At 42.7% G+C, this 17,524-nt stretch carries 17 protein-coding genes; 7 read left to right on the top strand and 10 right to left on the bottom strand.

Annotation, left to right across the window (positions count from 1 at the left end; genetic code table 11):
- The first annotated feature begins 1 nt into the window (after position 1).
- From KL866_RS06935 to KL866_RS06925, 3 genes are read left to right on the top strand one after another with little or no spacing between them, the layout of a single operon-like run.
- Complete coding sequence (locus KL866_RS06935) at positions 2–553, top strand: cytochrome c-type biogenesis protein (protein ID WP_251139889.1); 552 nt, start codon at positions 2–4, stop codon at positions 551–553.
- Entirely contained in the window at positions 550–1,839 is a 1,290-nt protein-coding gene (ccmI, locus tag KL866_RS06930; protein ID WP_214994224.1) for a c-type cytochrome biogenesis protein CcmI, read from the top strand. The genes KL866_RS06935 and ccmI overlap by 4 nt, the downstream gene beginning before the upstream one ends.
- 2 nt (positions 1,840–1,841) lie before the next feature.
- On the top strand, positions 1,842–2,798 hold the full coding sequence (locus tag KL866_RS06925) for a VacJ family lipoprotein (protein WP_214994218.1): 957 nt from the start codon (positions 1,842–1,844) through the stop codon (positions 2,796–2,798).
- A 159-nt stretch (positions 2,799–2,957) separates the two neighbouring features.
- On the opposite strand, the gene galE is transcribed toward KL866_RS06925, so the two are convergent.
- The 8 genes from galE to KL866_RS06885 all read right to left on the bottom strand — a co-directional run bounded on the left by galE (position 2,958) and on the right by KL866_RS06885 (position 10,947).
- A complete protein-coding gene (gene galE, locus KL866_RS06920; RefSeq protein WP_025254257.1) occupies positions 2,958–3,980 on the bottom strand; it encodes a UDP-glucose 4-epimerase GalE in 1,023 nt (340 codons plus the stop codon).
- On the bottom strand, positions 3,977–4,279 hold the full coding sequence (locus KL866_RS06915) for a DUF6170 family protein (RefSeq protein WP_214994216.1): 303 nt from the start codon (positions 4,277–4,279) through the stop codon (positions 3,977–3,979). Before KL866_RS06915 ends, galE begins: the two co-directional genes overlap by 4 nt.
- 113 nt (positions 4,280–4,392) lie before the next feature.
- Complete coding sequence (locus tag KL866_RS06910) at positions 4,393–5,913, bottom strand: peptide MFS transporter (RefSeq protein WP_025254259.1); 1,521 nt, start codon at positions 5,911–5,913, stop codon at positions 4,393–4,395.
- A 217-nt stretch (positions 5,914–6,130) separates the two neighbouring features.
- Positions 6,131–7,249 (bottom strand): capsule biosynthesis protein, encoded by a 1,119-nt coding sequence (locus KL866_RS06905; protein ID WP_025254260.1) that lies wholly within the window; start codon positions 7,247–7,249, stop codon positions 6,131–6,133.
- Positions 7,250–7,261: 12 nt separating this feature from the next.
- A complete protein-coding gene (locus tag KL866_RS06900; protein ID WP_214994214.1) occupies positions 7,262–7,936 on the bottom strand; it encodes an ABC transporter ATP-binding protein in 675 nt (224 codons plus the stop codon).
- Positions 7,933–8,712 carry an ABC transporter permease gene (locus tag KL866_RS06895; RefSeq protein ID WP_214994212.1) on the bottom strand — a complete coding sequence of 260 codons (780 nt, stop codon included), beginning with the start codon at positions 8,710–8,712 and terminating at the stop codon, positions 7,933–7,935. The genes KL866_RS06900 and KL866_RS06895 overlap by 4 nt, the downstream gene beginning before the upstream one ends.
- Positions 8,713–8,714: 2 nt before the next feature.
- Complete coding sequence (locus KL866_RS06890; protein WP_025254263.1) at positions 8,715–10,544, bottom strand: polysaccharide biosynthesis/export family protein; 1,830 nt, start codon at positions 10,542–10,544, stop codon at positions 8,715–8,717.
- Positions 10,545–10,548: 4 nt separating this feature from the next.
- A complete protein-coding gene (locus KL866_RS06885) occupies positions 10,549–10,947 on the bottom strand; it encodes a hypothetical protein (RefSeq protein WP_025254264.1) in 399 nt (132 codons plus the stop codon).
- Between the two features lie 489 nt (positions 10,948–11,436).
- On the opposite strand from KL866_RS06885, the gene wecA reads away from it, so the two are divergent.
- From wecA to galU, 4 genes are all read left to right on the top strand, one after another.
- Positions 11,437–12,498 carry a UDP-N-acetylglucosamine--undecaprenyl-phosphate N-acetylglucosaminephosphotransferase gene (gene wecA / locus KL866_RS06880; RefSeq protein ID WP_025254265.1) on the top strand — a complete coding sequence of 354 codons (1,062 nt, stop codon included), beginning with the start codon at positions 11,437–11,439 and terminating at the stop codon, positions 12,496–12,498.
- A 112-nt stretch (positions 12,499–12,610) separates the two neighbouring features.
- Positions 12,611–13,498, top strand: coding sequence for a glycosyltransferase (locus KL866_RS06875; protein ID WP_025254266.1), 888 nt, complete (start codon positions 12,611–12,613; stop codon positions 13,496–13,498).
- On the top strand, positions 13,495–14,364 hold the full coding sequence (locus tag KL866_RS06870; protein WP_214994208.1) for a glycosyltransferase family 2 protein: 870 nt from the start codon (positions 13,495–13,497) through the stop codon (positions 14,362–14,364). The genes KL866_RS06875 and KL866_RS06870 overlap by 4 nt, the downstream gene beginning before the upstream one ends.
- A 299-nt stretch (positions 14,365–14,663) precedes the next feature.
- On the top strand, positions 14,664–15,557 hold the full coding sequence (gene galU, locus KL866_RS06865; protein ID WP_025254268.1) for a UTP--glucose-1-phosphate uridylyltransferase GalU: 894 nt from the start codon (positions 14,664–14,666) through the stop codon (positions 15,555–15,557).
- A 153-nt stretch (positions 15,558–15,710) separates the two neighbouring features.
- On the opposite strand, the gene KL866_RS06860 is transcribed toward galU, so the two are convergent.
- Together KL866_RS06860 and KL866_RS06855 are read right to left on the bottom strand one after the other, a co-directional pair.
- Positions 15,711–16,025, bottom strand: coding sequence for a helix-hairpin-helix domain-containing protein (locus KL866_RS06860; RefSeq protein WP_025254269.1), 315 nt, complete (start codon positions 16,023–16,025; stop codon positions 15,711–15,713).
- Positions 16,026–16,361: 336 nt separating this feature from the next.
- On the bottom strand, positions 16,362–17,369 hold the full coding sequence (locus tag KL866_RS06855) for an isocitrate dehydrogenase (RefSeq protein ID WP_025254270.1): 1,008 nt from the start codon (positions 17,367–17,369) through the stop codon (positions 16,362–16,364).
- Positions 17,370–17,524: the final 155 nt, after the last annotated feature.

Here is a 17,524-nt window from a genome sequence, read left to right as displayed (position 1 = left end):
AATGTTACCTAGAAATGCTACTCATCTTCGTTGTAGAGCCTATAGCGCTAGTACAGATGAGCGTAGTGCTCACGGTAAAACTTTCAACTTTTCCGTTTTCAAAACGCTAGTGGCTAGAGTTCTTGCCTTTTTGCTGATACTTGGCGCTTTCTCGGTACACGCCGCTGAAGATAAATTTACCTTCGATACTTCAGCACAACGTGAGAGCTTTTTAAAACTTACCGCTGAACTGCGTTGCCCAATGTGTCAAAACCAAAATATTGCAGATAGCGACGCCATGATTGCCCACGACATGCGCCGAAAAGTATACACCCTACTCAAACAGGGCAAAACGGAGCAGGAAGTCATTGAATTCATGAAGTCGCGCTATGGCGACTTTGTGCATTACCAACCGCCTGTTACGGCTGCGACATTGTGGCTTTGGGCTGGCCCAGTATTGTTTATTTTCATTGCCTTGTTGGTTGTAATTCGCCGAAAATCGGTAACGCCACCTGAAGATATGGCCGCTAAGTTAGCCAAAGCGGATGAAATGTTGGAGCGAGAGAAAGAATGAGTTGGTCTGAGTTTTATATTATTGTTTCAGGCTTAATCACGCTTGTTCTTTTAATTGTCGCTTTCCCATGGCTGCGCAATAAAAATCATGCAAAACAAGACAGTTTGAGCAATACGCAAATTGTGAAGCAGCGCCTTGCCGAACTTGACCGCGAGGTGCAAGAAGGGCTTATTAGTGAGCACGACAAGCGCCAGGCGGTTGATGAACTTAAACTGGCACTTGTGGATGAAAGTGCATTTCACCAACACAAAACCGGTAACGCTAAATTGCCACTGTTAATAGGTGGTCTACTTGCAGTTGTATGCGGAACAATTGTGTATTCGCAAGTGAACCAGATGGAGCGTGTGGCTCAGGCAAATGAAGCAATTGAAGCGCTACCCGAGCTAAGTCAACAGCTTGCTAGCGGTAACGCGAATAACCTGACCCAACGAGATATTGCTAGTCTTGCTCTTGCCATACGCCAGCGCTTGAGAGAAGAGCCCGAAGACGATACTGGCTGGATGTATTTCGGCAGATTGATGTTGAGTGTTGGGCAAGAAGTGCAGGCTATTGAAGCTATAGATAAAGCAGTTAGTTTGGCGCCTACTAATTCAGGTAACCGCATTACGCTAGCTCAAGCTTTGATGACCACGGGTGATGTAAATAACTTGGAACGCGCGCAATCTATCTTATTAGGCTTGCTTAATGATAACCCTGAGAATGATAATCTCGCGCTTATGATGGCAGTGGTTTCTGCTCAACTTGGTGATCTTAATAATACTCGTCGTTTTTATCAGCAAGTTGAAGGCAAACTGCCAGCAGATAGCGATATGGCCCAGCGTTTAATTGCGCGTATAAAAGAGCTAGAGGGAAATACCAGCGAAATGGTAGCGATACAACGCTCTGATGCAGAACCTGTGGATGATACAGGTGCACAGGGCGATATCAAGGAAGCCGTTGCTGGTTTTACTATTACCGTTAATTTGTCTGATGACGCCAAAGCTAGCGCGCCTAAAGAAGGCTTTTTAATTGTGTTTGCTCAAGATGCTAACTCAGATAATAGAATGCCCGCTGCAGTGGCTAAGTTGCCAATAGAAGACTTTCCGGTTTCTGTAACATTAACTACCGAGAACGCTATGATGCCGCAATTTACACTTGCTGCGCTTTCTGATGTAGTGGTTACCGCAAGGCTATCGAAAGATGGCAATGTGGCGGTAGCTCAAGGGGAATGGCAAGGTAGTGTAAATTCGAGTGTTATTGCCAATGAAATTTCTTCACTAAGCATTATTATTGATAAGGAATTATAAGTATGGATTTGTCTAAATCGCTCGCTACTGGGTTGATTATTGCCGCAAGTTTTTTAGGTGGCTGTGCGAGCAACCATGCTCAGGAGCAGGCGCAGTCTCAATCGCAAAATTCTAGGACAAATGCTGCTGTAGTAGATACATCCGATCCACGAGATCCGCTTGAACCAGTAAACCGCGAGATTTGGGATTTTAACTGGGATGTATTGGATGCATATATTCTTCGTCCTATTACAGTTACTTATGTAACCGTAATGCCTCAGCCTGCACGCACCGGCTTAGTCAACATTACGGATAACCTTCAAGAGCCTGCAAACTTTTTAAATAATATGTTTCAAGGCAAGGTAGATGATGGTCTAGACAGCCTAGCTCGTTTCCTGATTAATACTACGGTGGGCTTAGTCGGCACCTTCGACGTCGCATCAAAAATCGGTATTGAACGTAAGCGGGAACAATTTGGTGAAACCCTAGCCGTGTGGGGCTTAGATACTGGGCCTTTCTTAATGTTGCCATTTTTAGGCCCAAGCGATCTGCGAAGCTTCACCGGTGACTATGTTGACGGTTTTGCATTTCCAATGTCGCTACTTGAAGGCTCTGTAAACTTCGCTCGTATTGGTATTTCAGTACTTGAAACAAGAGCTCAATTACTTGATCAAGAAGCACAGCTTGAGCAATCCGTTGACGATTATGCGTTCGTTAAAAATGCTTATTTTGAGAATCTTGAATTTCGCGTTACTGACGGAAAAAGTGGTGACAAAGCGCTAGATGAAGAGCAGTTAGATGATTTTGCAGATTTCGAAGCTATGCTGGAAGGCAACGATTTTGATAGCTATGAAGAGCCGTCTGAAGAGTTAGACGATGAAGCTGCTGATGACGCTACCAAGCTAAACGATGCGCCGGTTGAAAGTGATGAAAAACCTCAGGACACGAAAGAAGCGGGTAAATCAAAAGACGGTAACTAGTTTAAACAGGCTTAAGGATTGAGAGTATCTTTAGCGTTATTTTTCAATAGAGCCTATATTACTATTACAAAAAAGCCATGCTTTCACAGCATGGCTTTTTTTTGCCTTTTACGTTATTTGGCTACGTGCCTGTAAAGGACAAGGCTTATAAAAGGCTAATTAGTCCTTAGGGTAACCCATCGGGTTTTGTGACTGCCAGTTCCATGTGTCTGCACACATGTCTTCTAAGCCCTTTTCAGCATGCCAGTTAAGCTCTGTGGCTGCTTTAGTAGGGTCGGCGTAACAGGCGGCGACATCGCCGCTTCTGCGAGGAGCTATTTTATAAGGAACAGTTTTGCCCGAGCCTTTTTCAAACGCCTTAATCATTTCGATAACTGAATAGCCCTGTCCTGTACCTAGGTTGTACTTATCCAAGCCCATATTAAGGTTCAGTCGATCAAGTGCTTTTAAGTGACCGTTGGCAAGATCTACTACATGGATGTAGTCGCGTACGCCTGTACCGTCGACAGTATCGTAGTCGTCACCAAATACGCTTAGCTGTTCGAGTTTACCGGTAGCTACCTGAGAAATATAAGGCATTAGGTTGTTTGGAATACCATTAGGATCTTCACCAATTTGGCCCGACTCGTGCGCGCCAACCGGGTTAAAGTAGCGTAGTAAAACAATGTTCCAGTCACTATCCGATACATAAAGATCGCTAAGCATATGTTCAACCATAAGCTTAGACATACCGTAAGGGTTAGTCGGTTGACCTGTCGCCATATCTTCTTGTAGCGGAAGCGATGCTGGGTCGCCGTAAACCGTAGCAGATGAGCTAAACACAATATTCTTTACGTTGTGCTTCTGCATAGCTTTACATAGCGTTAGCGTTCCGTACACGTTGTTTTCGTAATACGAAAGTGGTTTTTGCACAGACTCACCTACCGCTTTTAGGCCGGCAAAGTGAATGACTGCAGAAACACTGTGCTCGCTGAAAATATCATCTAGCACTGCGGTATCGCGAATATCGCCTTGTACAAAAGTAACCGATTTACCTGTTAGCGCTTCAACGCGACGCAGTGATTCAGCACTTGAATTGGCTAGGTTATCCAGTACGACAACGCCGTAGTTTTGTTCAAGTAACTGTAGAACTGTGTGGCTACCTATATAGCCTGCACCACCAGTGACTAAGATGGTCTTCATGCATTCTCCTTGCTAGACGGTTGCGCAATGTATTTAGCGCAGATGGAATATTGAAAAGGTTTTATAACCAATGGATAAACTAAAAATACCACAAAAGCCCACAGTAACGAGGTCCAATTAGACGCGGTTTGAAGAATAAGGGCAAATACGGGAACAATAACGAGTAACTTTAGAACATTCAGTAAAGTCTTCTCTGGAACAGAAAGTCGTTTAGCTGCCTGGTCGAGCAATTTAACACGCTCTGTTAAGGGAAGACCTTGTAAGGCAGGAATGTCTCTAGTAGAAAAATAAAACTTCATAGGTTTACTCAAAGCCCTTATTACGAAACCTTTAATAAAAAACCGCCGGAACGTCACGTTGCGGCGGTTATTGTAGGGTAATTGGTCAGCACTTAAAACATGCTAACAATAAATTACGCCTTTTCTTCAATGCCTGCTTTTTCCCAGAAACGAGACTTAAAGCTCATTAAACCAATGACGATAGCAATAGCAATGCTAAATAGGGCAATTTGAAGATACAGGTCAGGCATTTGCTCAACCTTCTCAGGGTCGAAGTTACCTGAAAGTAGGCCAGCAATGATGTTACCGATAGAGTAAGTTAGAACGAATACGCCCATCATTTGACCTGCAAAACGCTTAGGCGAAAGTTTGCTTACTGCACTTAATGCTACTGGGCTCAAGCACAGTTCACCAACCGTGTGCAAGAAGTAAGTAGTAACAAGCCACATAGGCGCCACTTTAAGGCCTTGAGCAGCGTATTGCGACGCCATAAACATTACCAAGAAACCCGATGCCATAATAACGATACCTATGGCACATTTGATGGTGTACGACGGGTCAATCATTCGCTTAGCAAGGTTAATCCATAGTGCCGCGAAGAAAGGCGACAAAATGATAATAAATAGCGAGTTAGAAAGTTGGAACCATACGGTAGGGATTGCGTTGACACCGAATATTGATGTAATCAGAGAGCCGCTTTCAAGCACACGGTCTGTGTAATTCTGCGCAAAAAGGTTTAGTGAAGAGCCTGCTTGCTCAAAACCAGACCAGAAACATGCAGATGCAACACACACTAAAAACAGCGCCCACATGCGCTTTTTCTCGTTGTCGCTTAATTGTCCTTTGAAATAAATAAAACCAAAGTAAGCGAAGAAAATAACGGTAAATACAACGGCAACTTGTTGAGCAAGAGCTACAGGCTCAATAACAATGGTGCCCATATGCGCTAGCACAATAACCACGACTGCTATCGCAACAACTGCCCATACGCCCATCCATGCGCGCTGCTTAGCCGCACCTTGATAAGGGTTCGCAGGGGCAATAGAGTCGGCCGACAACGAACGGTTGCTGAAGTAATATTGAATTAGGCCGATTGCCATACCAATAGCAGCGGCGCCAAACGCATAGTGCCAGCCTGCATTTTCTCTTAAAATTCCAGTAACAAAGTAGGCAATAAGAGAACCGATGTTGATGCCCATATAGTATAGTGCGTAGCCACTATCGCGACGGTCATCGTCCTCACCATATTGTTGGCCTACCATGGCTGAAATGTTGGGTTTAAGTAAACCGGTACCTGTAGCAACTAAAATAAGTCCTACAAAGAACAAGTTTTGAAGGTCAATCGCTAGTACGACGTGACCTAGAAATATAATAATACCGCCGTACCATACGGCGCTTCTGCCACCAATTAGACGGTCAGCTAACCAACCGCCAGGTAAACCTAAAAAGTATACCGCACCTGTGTATAGGCCGTAGATCGCGCCAGCAGTTGCGACGGTTAAGCCCAAACCTTGTGTTTGTAAACTCGCAGTCATAAAAAGAACAAGTAGCGCGCGCATACCGTAGTAACTCATGCGCTCCCACATTTCTGTAAAGAATAGCGTTCTTAGGCCCCCTGGATGGCCGAAAAAGCTAGTATCGTTAGATGGTTTCATAATTATATTTTAATTCCATATTGCTTATGGTTGTTATTGTAGAGCACTTATAGGATAGGCTCTTTGATATTAGTCCGTAAGGCGGATAGCTTCTTATACTAGAGCTTGCTTAAAGACACAAGATTTGGGCGACAAACTTCATTAAAGCAGTGTCAATCGACTAAGCCTTGAACGACTTAGCCAATTGAACTATTAACGTACTTAGATTACCGAAGCGCTATAACTCGCGGATGGTAGCAACGACAATTCTGACAATTCCATATATCAATAATAGCGAAACGCCAAATAAAACGAGGTTGTAAATAACCGTGGGGTAAGCATTATCATCCGGAAGGGTAGGCGACTCTACCGTGACCAAATGTTGTAGCTTTTGGTACGCTTCTACGCGGGCATTTTCTAGAGTAATAAGCGATGAAGAATACGCTTGAATAGCAAGCTGGAGCTGTACTTGGAGATTACTGTATTGCGCCATAAGTTCACTTACTGAAAGAGCTTCACTTTCCCCTTCGGCAGTGCTAATTCGTTCTTTCTGCTTTTCTACTTCTTTTTGCAGTGCGGCTATTTCACGTTTGATGTTAATAACTTCAGGTGCAACGTTAGACATCATGGTGGACATAGTGCTTAGCTCAGCTTTTTTCTGAGCTAGTGTAGCTTGGAGCGAAAATGCTATCTGTTGAAAAGCAGCACCTTCAGCAGTCGGGTCTAGAACATTGTATTCAGCCTGAAAACCCAAAATTTCAGTCTTGGCTTGTTGAAGCTTTTGTTCAACAATTTCATGTTCGCCTTTAGCAAAGGTAAGCTTTGATTTCGCCAAATTATTATTGATGTTATTAATAAACTCTTCTGCTTTATCAACAATAGCTTGGTTGATTATTTGCGCATATTCGGCGTCAAAGGCACGGGTTCGCAAACTAATTACAGAAGACGCTGAGTCTACGCTAACTTCAATATGGTCCAAATAAAACTGATAAAAATCTTCCTGTTTGTGTGACGACGATAGGCCACTAAACATATCGGCTTTGTCTGACATGTAATGCTCTCGAAGGCCGATGGTTTTATCGAGATATTTAATCATGTCTGCTGATTGGATATAGGCTTCCACTAGCTGACTTTCTGTACCTCCTGATGCGCCAGATACTCCGGCTGCCATCAATAGAGAAGACGGGTCAAAACTGCTGCCACCATCGCTAGATTTAACAATAAGCTGGCTTTTACTTTCGTATTGAGGCGCAGCCCATAAGACAAGATACGCGGCGTAAAGCACCCACGGAAGTACAAGCAACAGCATTTTGTGTTTGCTTAGAAGGGCATTGAGCTGTGTAAGAGATTTTTCCACTGTGATTTGAACCTATTTAAGTGATTTCTTATTGTCTGCATCCTGCGTATAAACGTCGATGCCTTCTTCGAGATCGTGATAATAAGTGAGTTTACCATCGTCAATGATGACGGCAGAGGTACAGAACTCGCGAATTTGGTCAAGCTCATGGCTAACCATAATAACGCCTGCCTGCTCACTTTTTTCCTTAAGCGATAAACGCGCTTTCTTTCTAAAAAGCGGATCGCCAACAGAGGTCGCTTCATCGATAAGGTAAATATCGAAATTTATATTCATACAGCACGCAAATACTAACTTGGCTCGCATACCTGAAGAGTAGGTGCGCACAGGAAGGTCAAAGCGTTTACCTAACTCAGCAAATTGCTGAACCTTTTCTTCATATTCAAGGAGGGATTTAACGTTATTGATCCGTCCCACAAAGCGCGTGTTTTCACGCCCGGTCATTTGCGGGTGCACACCCGTTTGCAGAGCCACCGGCCATGACATAGATTTGTTTGTTAAAACCCGGCCTTTGTCCGGGTATTCACTTTTGGCCAGCATGCGAAATAGGGTGGACTTACCCGCGCCATTTTTACCTAGAATCGCGACATTATTCTCGGTTGGAAAATCAAAGTTTAGATTTTTAAAAATATACTGAGGTCCCATTTTACTGGGATAGCTCTTGGTTAAATTTTCAATTCTGATCATCGAGATAGCACCTTCTTCCAAGTGATGTGGTACATCGAAAGGCTAAGGAATAAGGCAACCGTTGTTACTTCTAAAATATAGCTCAACTCAACACCATGTTGTCCGTATGATTCGAAGCAGGCGAACCTTGCTAGTTCGTTAAAATGGACTAAAGGGTTCCAAGTTAGATAAGGCCATACCTCTTCAGGTACATCTCGTAGGCTGAAAAATACGCAGGAAATGAATAGTAGAGGCCTAGAGAGCATAGATTTAATTTTATCTACCTCGGGAACAAATGCGCTAGCGATGGCAAATATTATTCCAACGGCAACACCGAAAATCCATAGTAATGTGAAGAGAAATATGAGGAGCAATGGATCATTGAGCACAAATGTTTCATCTAGTAGATATAGAGCAATGTACAAAAGAAAAATAACTGTAGTTTTTATAATTAATTCTAGAAACCCTGCTGTTAAAATTGCAGCAAAGGGCTGCACTTGCCTGAAAGCGTAGAGTGGTTTATTTCTTCTTATTGAAGTAGACACTCCATTCATACAGGACGTAAAAGTTTGCAGCCCCATCAATCCAATCATCATAAATATAAAAAGTGGGATTGAGTGAACATCTCCGTCGTGTAAAAGGCTTCGAAAAAATGAAAGAGCAAATATGAAAATGAAAGGCTCGAGGAATGCCCACCCCAAACCAAACTTATCGTTAAATTTACTTTGAAGTTCGCGCAGGAAAAGCGCAAAAATTACGCCTCTCCATGCATAGAGCTGGTCTTTAAAGGTTACCATGCTTAGTCAGTAGCTACGTTAGCTGCAATGGCAATTTGATAAACAATTTGGGTAATGTCTTTAACCGCTTGTAATAGCTTGGTATCAATTGCCGGCAGTACGATGATTTGGTCCCCTGGCTCAAGCTTGCTGTCATCGCTTGAAAGGAACGAATCACCCAAACTAGTGAAGGTAACGTTACCGTTTTTACGAACAATAAGAATACGTTCGTCTTCAGCGCGCTCAGTAAAGCCGCCAGCCCAAGCTACGTAATCTTCTGTTGTAGCATCAGGGTTAAATACCACAGATTGAGGCAGCAGTACTTCACCACCTACATGTATCAAATCAGTCACTTCAGGAATAACGATAGTGTCGTTAGGCTCAAGAAGAATATTTGCTATATCACCATTTTCGGATACAACAACACGGCCTTGAGGCTCAACTTGCCTTGCACGAGCAATAAAGTCTGCGACAAGTTGCGCTTCTTGTGCGCGTATAGCGCCTTCACCAGTCGAGCTTATTGGTGCGGTATACATGCTTCTCTCAAGACGCTGCAAACCTTCTTCAATAATTTCTTTTTGCTTAACCGCAACACTTTCTCTTAGTAGATAGATATTTTGTGTATCGGAAAGCGTAGTGTCTGCTTCAATATGATCAAGCACATCGAGTAGGCGCGCACCTTTATCAACCATAATTTGCGATGCGCCAGCGAAGGCGCCAGCAACATTAATTCGATAAATCTGCGGTTCGTGATCGGCAATGTACTCAACAGTATCGCCTGGGCTTAGTTCTAAAGACGCGAACTCTTTTAAATCTAAATAACGAGCGAACTGCTTATTATTGCGAACACCTGATACAGACGCATGTGATGCGAACTCTCCGGGGCGTGCAAAGTAACTAACCACACCACCGTTTAATTCTTCATTTAAAAATTCAAAGGTAAAACTGTTACGCGCTCCGGTTTCAACTACAATAGTGTTGCCAATTGGGTGCACTAGAATGGTGTCTCCGTCTTTGAAGGATACTTCAGGAAGCTTTCCACTTCTAAAAAAAGCATATAAATCTGATGTCGCTACAACTTTGCCGTTGCGAACAACATCTATTTGTCTAAAGCTACCACGTTGAAAGTCGATGCCGCCTGCGCGTTTCAAATAATACAACACGCTATCTGAGGCGAGGCCTGCGTACTGTCCTGGACGTAATACTGGACCAGACACAAAAATAGACACAGGTGTTGAAGTGAGAAGGTTCACGTAAACATTCACATCGTTAGTGTAGACCTGTCTAATTTTGGCGGTAACTGTTTGGTTTACGCTGCCTGCTGGTGTATTAGCTACGCGGATAGGGCCGATATTTGGTATAAAAATATTGCCTTGGTTGTCTACCGTTACTACATCAGAAAAGTTAACCGCTCCCCACAGCCAAATGTTTATTTTATCGCCCGGGGCCACTAAGTAATTGTCGTTCAAGCCTGAACTACGCTCAGATTCAAAACCACCAATAAACAAATTCGCTGCAAATGGCGGGTTTTCCATTGGGGCCTGCGCCGGAAAAACCGTCTCGATAGTTGGCTCTCCAGGCAAATTCACTCCATTTCTTGGTTGAGTAGAAAATTGTCCCATAGAACTAGCGGAGCCTGTTGCGCCAGGTAAAGTTCGTTGTGTTGAGATGCTTAGGGGAGAGACTGATTGAGCAACCCCTCCGCTTTGTGATTGTTGAGCCCTTTCTCTAAGCTGTTGTAGTTGCTCAACACTTTGAGCGGAAACTGGCTGTAAAAGCAGGCTACCAATTATTGCAGTGCATGCTGTCAGCGACAGAGTTTTTAATGTGTTTTTTACGTCCATAAACTTCATTTAATTATTCACCTTGCGCGGTAGCGGAAACAACAAGAGGAGAAACTACTCTCCATTGACCATCCCGCTGGCAAGTTGTTACTTTACGCTGTGCTACATCGGAAACGGAGTCACCGTCTTGTAAAGAAAAGCGAATACACTTGTTGCCGGTTGCAGAAACATAGTGCTTGATGGCTTCGTATTCATAACCATCAAAACGTATAGAAAAAGATTCCTTAGTATTGAAATAGATATTGGCTTTTGGAATATTTATTGCAAGCTCTTTATCTGGCGCTAAAGAATAGGCAAGAGAAGAATGTACTAAGGGTATGTCAGCTTTAGTTTCTGTGGGTGAGTTAGTGCACCCGGCTGCGCTCACGGTTAGTACGAACGGCAAAATTAGACGTGTGAATTGTTTGAACATTAGCTTTCATATCCATATAGCAATTTCGCGCTAGGATAACATAAGTTTAAAAAAAAGCATGTCTGCTATCGTAGAAGCGACATGGTTTGAGACATCAAACTGACCGTTTTTTTAATTGCAGGTTCAAAATTATTAGGAATTTTATAATTCACTGGAATAAAGATGGGCGCTGTTCGTTAAATTTCGGTATTTCGGTTTGTAGGCTGGTTGAAACGTATTCACTCAATGAAATTCGTATTAATCGCACTTAAGAAATGTTTTGCAACGTTATTTTTTATGATTAGGCTGGTTACTTAAACAAATGTTTTATATCATATGGTGGTTTTCTACCCGCATAATTATAACAAGAAGCCCTCACCGCGCAGGAAGAAATGGAAGTTGTAAAAAAATGGAATCAACATTGAGCTTTTTAAACAAATTTACAAGTGCATCGGTTATGCTCAAGAATCAAAGAGCGCTAGTAACCGGTGACAAGAGGTTGAGTGTTTTATGCTAGCGTACTTGCAGTTCGTCCCTCTTTTTACTGCATTTTTCGTAGCCCTGATTCTTTTAGTGGTGATGACGCCTTTAGCGCATCAGTTCGGCCTGGTTGATCAACCAACATCTAGAAAACGTCATGCCGGAATAGTCCCTCTAACTGGTGGTGTAGCGATATTCATGGCGGTACTTGTGGCTAGTGTTGCCACTGACGTATGGATGAAAAATAACCCTTTGTTTTTTACTGCGTCGGCTTTTGTGGTCTTGCTCGGCATGCTCGACGATCGTTTTGATCTAAGCGCGAAAGGTCGCCTTATGTGCCAATTTGGGGTGGCAGCTATTATGGCGTGGAGCGCGCAAAATTATATTACCTCGTTAGGTAACATCTTCGGCACTGGCGAGGTTCTGCTAGATCTTGGCGGTTATTTCTTTACTATCATTTGTGTAGTTGGTGTTATCAATGCCTTTAACATGATTGATGGTATTGACGGCCTCGCAGGTGGTATGAGCCTAGTTATACTGCTCACTGTGGCTGGTTTTCTGATTGCCACGGGTAACGGCGCATCAATTATGGAGCCGCTTATTATTGTTGCCGCTATCGTTCCTTTCCTTGCTTTTAATTTGAGTTGGAAAGGGTTTAAAGGTAACAAAATATTCATGGGTGATGCAGGGAGTATGTTCGTCGGCCTTACCATCGTATGGCTACTCGTTGACCATACTCAAGGTGAGACAGCTGCATTTAGGCCCATTACGGCGGTGTGGCTAGTTGGGCTTCCATTAATGGATATGGCCGCAATCATGTATCGCCGAGCCCGTAAAGGACAGTCAATGCTGAAACCTGACAGACAGCACCTTCACAACATCTTCATGCGAGCTGGATTAAGCAGCAGAAAGTCTCTGGTTGCCATATTGTGCCTTGGTGCGTGTTATTGCTTGATTGGTATTTTAGGCGAAGTTTATCAAGTCCCTGAAGCGCTCATGTTTTATGGCTTCATAGCGCTTTTGGTTGTTTATAGTCTTGTGATTCAACACATATGGAGTGTACTTCGCTTCATTAAACGGATAACGTCTTAGATTAGTCAAAATCCGTAGCAGGTTGATTAAAATCTCTGTAACATACATCCTAAAATAGAGGCGCATAAGAGCGCTTTTATTTTCTCTGTTACTTTATTTGCTGGTAAAATTCTTGATAAATCAATTCTCTATTCTTCACAACAAAAACAAAAAAAAGCACGTTGAATCGATTGTTGCAATGGCGGTTTATCAAGCGGACAATGCAAATTGGCTTAAAGAGTCTATTGAAAGTATAACGAGCCAAACCTATTCCAATTTTCTTTTCGTGATTGTTATTGACGGGCCCGTTCCGGACTCTATTACGCGAGCACTTCAAGACGCGGCGAAAAGCGATGATAGGATTGTAATAGCGCAAAATAGCCAAAATATCGGGCTTGCAAGTAGTATGAATTCTGCCATTGATTTTGGCATTCAGTACAACCCCTCTTTTTTTGTAAGAATGGACGCAGACGATATCTCTGAAGCTCATCGCCTTTTGCGTCAAATTACTTACTTAAAAAAACATAGCAATATCTCTGTACTTGGCTCGGCACTTACCGAAATAAATGAAAGCGGGAAAAAGGTTGGAGCGCGAGTAATGCCGGCGTCGCACAGGCAAATCACGCGAATATTGCCTAGGCGATGCTCACTTAATCATCCGACGGTGGTAATTCGTTATAACGTGTTTCATGATGGTCACAGATACGACGGCGAGTTACTTAACACACAAGACTATTTTTTCTGGATTACGCTTGCTTCTCAGGGGTACATATTCAGAAACTTGAAAGATCGCTTATTAAAGTTCAGAAGAGTAAACAACTTCTATAAGCGTCGCGGCCTAAGTAAGTCTCTCAATGAATTTAAGGCACGAATTTATGCGATAACCAAGCTCAAGCAGTTTTCGCTATATAATTTTTTCTATGCTTGCGGTGTATTAATGTTGCGCATAATGCCGGGGAAAATGGTTAAGCTCGCTTATAAACTCGACCGACATTTGTTAGAGAGGTTTGGTAAGCATTGAATACAGGTATTGTCATAATACTTTATAATCCAGATGCAAGGCACGTTTGTGAACTAGTAAAGGCTTTCCGTGCCCCTAATTGGCATATGGTATTAGTTGATAACTCTGCCGTTCCTGACGAGCGTTTTAGCTCGGCTGATACAACTTATATTCATTGTGAAATGAATGTGGGTATTGCTAAAGCCCAAAACTTAGGTTTAAAAACGCTTTTTGATAAGGACATTGAATACGCTTTTTTACTAGACCAAGATAGTTTGTTTTCACCTGCCATTGCTGATGAACTACTAAAGCAGTTCATTACCTTGGAAAAAAAACACCCAATCGCTGCTATAGGTCCATCTATTTACTGCCAATTTTCCGATTGTATTGATCAAGGCGTCCTGCAAAAAGGTAAGAAGGTCTCCGATAATTTAAAGGAAGTAAAACAAATTATTGCTTCTGGCATGCTCCTGTCTAGGCATGCTTTCGAGCGAGTAGGGGAAAAAGAGAGCGCACTTTTTATCGATGGCGTCGATCACGAATGGTGTTGGCGAGCACGCTCAAAAGGTATGGTCATTTATCAGTCTTTAAGCGCATGCATGCCTCACCGTCAAGGTGATGACAGGGTGAAAGTTTGTGGCATTACCTTTAAACAAGGCGCTCCCATTAGGCTTTACTATCAGTTTCGAAACGTACTGATTCTTGCGCGACGTCGTTATGTTCCGCTTTATTGGAAGCTTCGTCATCTTTGTGCAATACCCTTGAGGTATGCTGTAAATCGCTTTTGTTTTCAGCAAGGAAGTCAAAGAGGGCAGTATATGCGGGCAGGGCTTAAAGATGGTGTTATGTGTCGCTTTGGTTCCATACAACGAGATAAAGACGTCTAAGAGCGTCGGTCATTAGCAACGTTTAGCTCGGTAAAGTGAGTGCGATGTTAAAAAAACTGCGTTTAGCTATTTCACTACTTTGGTGCGTTGGATATTATTTATCCCAAATTTTGTGCATTAATAAGTAAAAAATAGCTCTAATGCCCATTTATAAGACATAAATGCTCTAAAAGGGTAATTGGAACATCGATTGCATTACTCTTTTGTATAACAGCAAATATAGATAAGCTTAAGAAATAACTGACGGCAAGACGCCGACTTGAGCAAGAAACTAGGATTTTAAAAAAGGATATTAACTTATGAGTCAGGTTAAAAAAGCGGTAATTCCTGTAGCTGGTCTTGGAACGAGAATGCTTCCGGCAACGAAAGCTATCCCTAAAGAGATGTTGCCTGTGGTTGATAAGCCACTAATTCAATACGTTGTTAGCGAATGTGTTGCAGCTGGTTTGAAAGAAATTATCTTAGTAACCCATGCTAGTAAGAACAGCATTGAAAATCACTTTGATACTTCATTTGAGCTTGAAGCAACGTTAGAAAAACGTGTGAAACGTCAGCTTTTAGAAGAAGTTCAGTCTATTTGTCCAAAAGACGTAACCATTATGCATATCCGTCAAGGTGTCGCGAATGGTCTTGGGCACGCCGTACTTTGTGCGCGTCCGCTCATTGGTGATGCCCCGTTTGCTGTAGTACTTCCTGACGTAATTATTGATGATGCAGCAAGTAACCCCAAGAAAGACAATCTTGCTGACATGGTTGCGAAGTTCAACACAAGCCGCGTGAGCCAAGTTATGGTTGAACAGGTGCCAGATGAAGATATCTCTAAGTTTGGTATTGCTGATCTTGACGGAGCGGCTATTGCACCAGGTGACTCAGCGAAGATTCACAAAATGGTTGAGAAGCCTCCTCGCGAAGAAGCGCCATCAGATTTAGCTGTAGTAGGTAGATACGTACTTTCTGAGAAGATCTGGGACCTTTTAGAATTTACCCCTCCAGGTGCTGGTGGTGAAGTTCAGCTGACTGATGCGATTGACGCACTAATGAAGCTTGAACAGGTAGATGCTTATTATATGAAAGGTAAGAGCCATGATTGTGGAAGCAAGCTAGGTTATATGAAGGCCAATGTAGAATACGCATTGCGTCACCCTTCTTTAGGTGATGAATTCAAAGAATATTTAGCGTCTGTAGTTAAATAGACTCGTATTGAAAGAGCCACTGTAATTAGCTCTTAAACGAATAAAAAATGCGCCAAAAGGCGCATTTTTTGTGTTCATGTTTTTATAATTTCTATGGAACTCTGCAAACTAGCGATAACTTCTCTAGAGGTGCAGAGTTAAAATAAAAAGCATTTATTTAACCAGCACAAAACTCTCTATCTTTTTTAACATCTTCTCACCAATGCCTTTTACTTGGGTCAGTTGTGCGACTTCAAGAAATGGACCTACTTCTTCGCGATAATTAATTATAGCTGTCGCCTTAGACTGCCCCACGCCGGGTAGTGAGACTAACTGCTCTACAGTAGCTGTATTTAAATCGATACGCTGTTGTAGGTGCGTAGCTTCGCTACTTTGAGTGCTTTTTGCACCTGTAGCTTCAGCATTAACGGCTGGGGCTTGGATGGTTAATGCCGATAGAACGAGTAAGCCAGAGATTAATTTTTTCATCATCTTTCCTTGTATGTGTTGCTAAATACGCCATCAACGTTGATGGCGGTAAGTTTTAGCTAATTAGGGTTTAATTGGTGTACCCAAAGCACGCTGATTTCTTTTAATCCAAATACTATTGAAACTTACCTGTCACTACAGGTGAGATTCCCTACCTTAAGGCATGGGTTAGAAAAGTCAGCTCACTTCAACGTGTACATACAAGATAATAAATGCGAGTTAAAAAAGGGGTAGTCCAGTTTTAGTACAGTTTTTCGTAATGGTCGTTAAAAATGACAAATAAAAAAACGGGCTAAAAAGCCCGTTTTGAGGTGATTACTGCGTTAAAGCTTAATCTTAAAGACGGTCAAGAAGCGCCTGAGTAAACTCAGTTGTACCTGCTTCACCACCAAGATCACGCGTTGTGCGATCGCCAGACTCAATAACATCTTTCAATGCCGAGCGAATTTTCTCTGCTTTATCGCCCATGTTTAGGTATTCGAGCATTTGTGCTGCTGCAAGGACTACAGACGTAGGGTTTGCAAGGTTTTTACCAGCGATGTCAGGGGCAGAACCGTGAACTGCTTCAAAGATTGCACAGTCTTCACCGATGTTCGCACCTGGTGCCATACCTAGACCACCAACAAGACCTGCACACAGGTCAGAAAGGATGTCACCGAAAAGGTTTGTCGTTACGATAACGTCAAACTGATGCGGGTTCATGACAAGCTGCATACAGCAGTTATCAACAATCATCTCAGTTGATTCAATATCTGGGTAACGCTCGCCAACTTCACGGGCAACTTTTAGGAATAAACCTGAAGTCGACTTAAGGATGTTAGCTTTATGTACCGCTGTTACCTTCTTGCGACCTTCACGACGAGCTAACTCATAGGCAAAAGTTACGATTTTTTCAGCGCCATCACGAGTGATTTTACTCATTGCTTCAGCTTCGTTACCGTCTTCTGAAACAACTTGCCCAAGACCAGAGTACATACCTTGCGTGTTTTCACGAACGGTGATGATATCAATGTCTTCGTAGCGTGCTTTTGTTCCTTTGAATGACATCACTGGACGAAGGTTTGCGTACAGTTTGAACTGCTTGCGAAGGCTAACGTTAATCGATGTGAAGCCTTCACCCACTGGTGTTGTTAAAGGACCCTTAAGCGCAACTTTATTTTTTGCAATTAGGTCTAATGTTTCTTGAGGTAGAAGCTCGCCATGTTCTTCCAGTGCAACTAAGCCAGCATCGGCATAGTCATAGGCAAAGTCACAGCCAACCTTATCTAGAATTTTTGTGGTCGCATCGATAATGTCCGGGCCAATGCCGTCACCGCGAATGACTGTAATACGTTGCTGAGTCATGTGGAGGGATCCTCTGGTAATTCTGTTATCAAAATCGTTAGGTTTATTTAATTTTTAGTTTGGCGCGTGAAGTGCCAAATTCTGCCTGCTTACTTAGTATAATGGAAAATGTAGGGAAAAAGGTTAAAGCACTGCAAAACTCGGTGTATTTTATA

It is taken from the genome of Alteromonas sp. ALT199, from assembly GCF_018619335.1.
Taxonomy (GTDB): domain Bacteria; phylum Pseudomonadota; class Gammaproteobacteria; order Enterobacterales; family Alteromonadaceae; genus Alteromonas.
The sequence above is the reverse complement of the archived record's forward strand: the minus strand, read 5'-3'. Positions and strand labels throughout refer to the sequence as shown.

Excerpts from the sequence above, each read along its gene's own strand:
- KL866_RS06935 (WP_251139889.1), top strand. The coding sequence starts at position 2 with ATGTTACCTAGAAATGCTACTCATCTTCGTTGTAGAGCCTATAGCGCT.
- ccmI (WP_214994224.1), top strand. The coding sequence starts at position 550 with ATGAGTTGGTCTGAGTTTTATATTATTGTTTCAGGCTTAATCACGCTT.
- KL866_RS06925 (WP_214994218.1), top strand. The coding sequence starts at position 1,842 with ATGGATTTGTCTAAATCGCTCGCTACTGGGTTGATTATTGCCGCAAGT.
- galE (WP_025254257.1), bottom strand. The coding sequence starts at position 3,980 with ATGAAGACCATCTTAGTCACTGGTGGTGCAGGCTATATAGGTAGCCAC.
- KL866_RS06915 (WP_214994216.1), bottom strand. The coding sequence starts at position 4,279 with ATGAAGTTTTATTTTTCTACTAGAGACATTCCTGCCTTACAAGGTCTT.
- KL866_RS06910 (WP_025254259.1), bottom strand. The coding sequence starts at position 5,913 with ATGAAACCATCTAACGATACTAGCTTTTTCGGCCATCCAGGGGGCCTA.
- KL866_RS06900 (WP_214994214.1), bottom strand. The coding sequence starts at position 7,936 with ATGATCAGAATTGAAAATTTAACCAAGAGCTATCCCAGTAAAATGGGA.
- KL866_RS06895 (WP_214994212.1), bottom strand. The coding sequence starts at position 8,712 with ATGGTAACCTTTAAAGACCAGCTCTATGCATGGAGAGGCGTAATTTTT.
- KL866_RS06890 (WP_025254263.1), bottom strand. The coding sequence starts at position 10,544 with ATGAAGTTTATGGACGTAAAAAACACATTAAAAACTCTGTCGCTGACA.
- KL866_RS06885 (WP_025254264.1), bottom strand. The coding sequence starts at position 10,947 with ATGTTCAAACAATTCACACGTCTAATTTTGCCGTTCGTACTAACCGTG.
- wecA (WP_025254265.1), top strand. The coding sequence starts at position 11,437 with ATGCTAGCGTACTTGCAGTTCGTCCCTCTTTTTACTGCATTTTTCGTA.
- galU (WP_025254268.1), top strand. The coding sequence starts at position 14,664 with ATGAGTCAGGTTAAAAAAGCGGTAATTCCTGTAGCTGGTCTTGGAACG.
- KL866_RS06860 (WP_025254269.1), bottom strand. The coding sequence starts at position 16,025 with ATGAAAAAATTAATCTCTGGCTTACTCGTTCTATCGGCATTAACCATC.
- KL866_RS06855 (WP_025254270.1), bottom strand. The coding sequence starts at position 17,369 with ATGACTCAGCAACGTATTACAGTCATTCGCGGTGACGGCATTGGCCCG.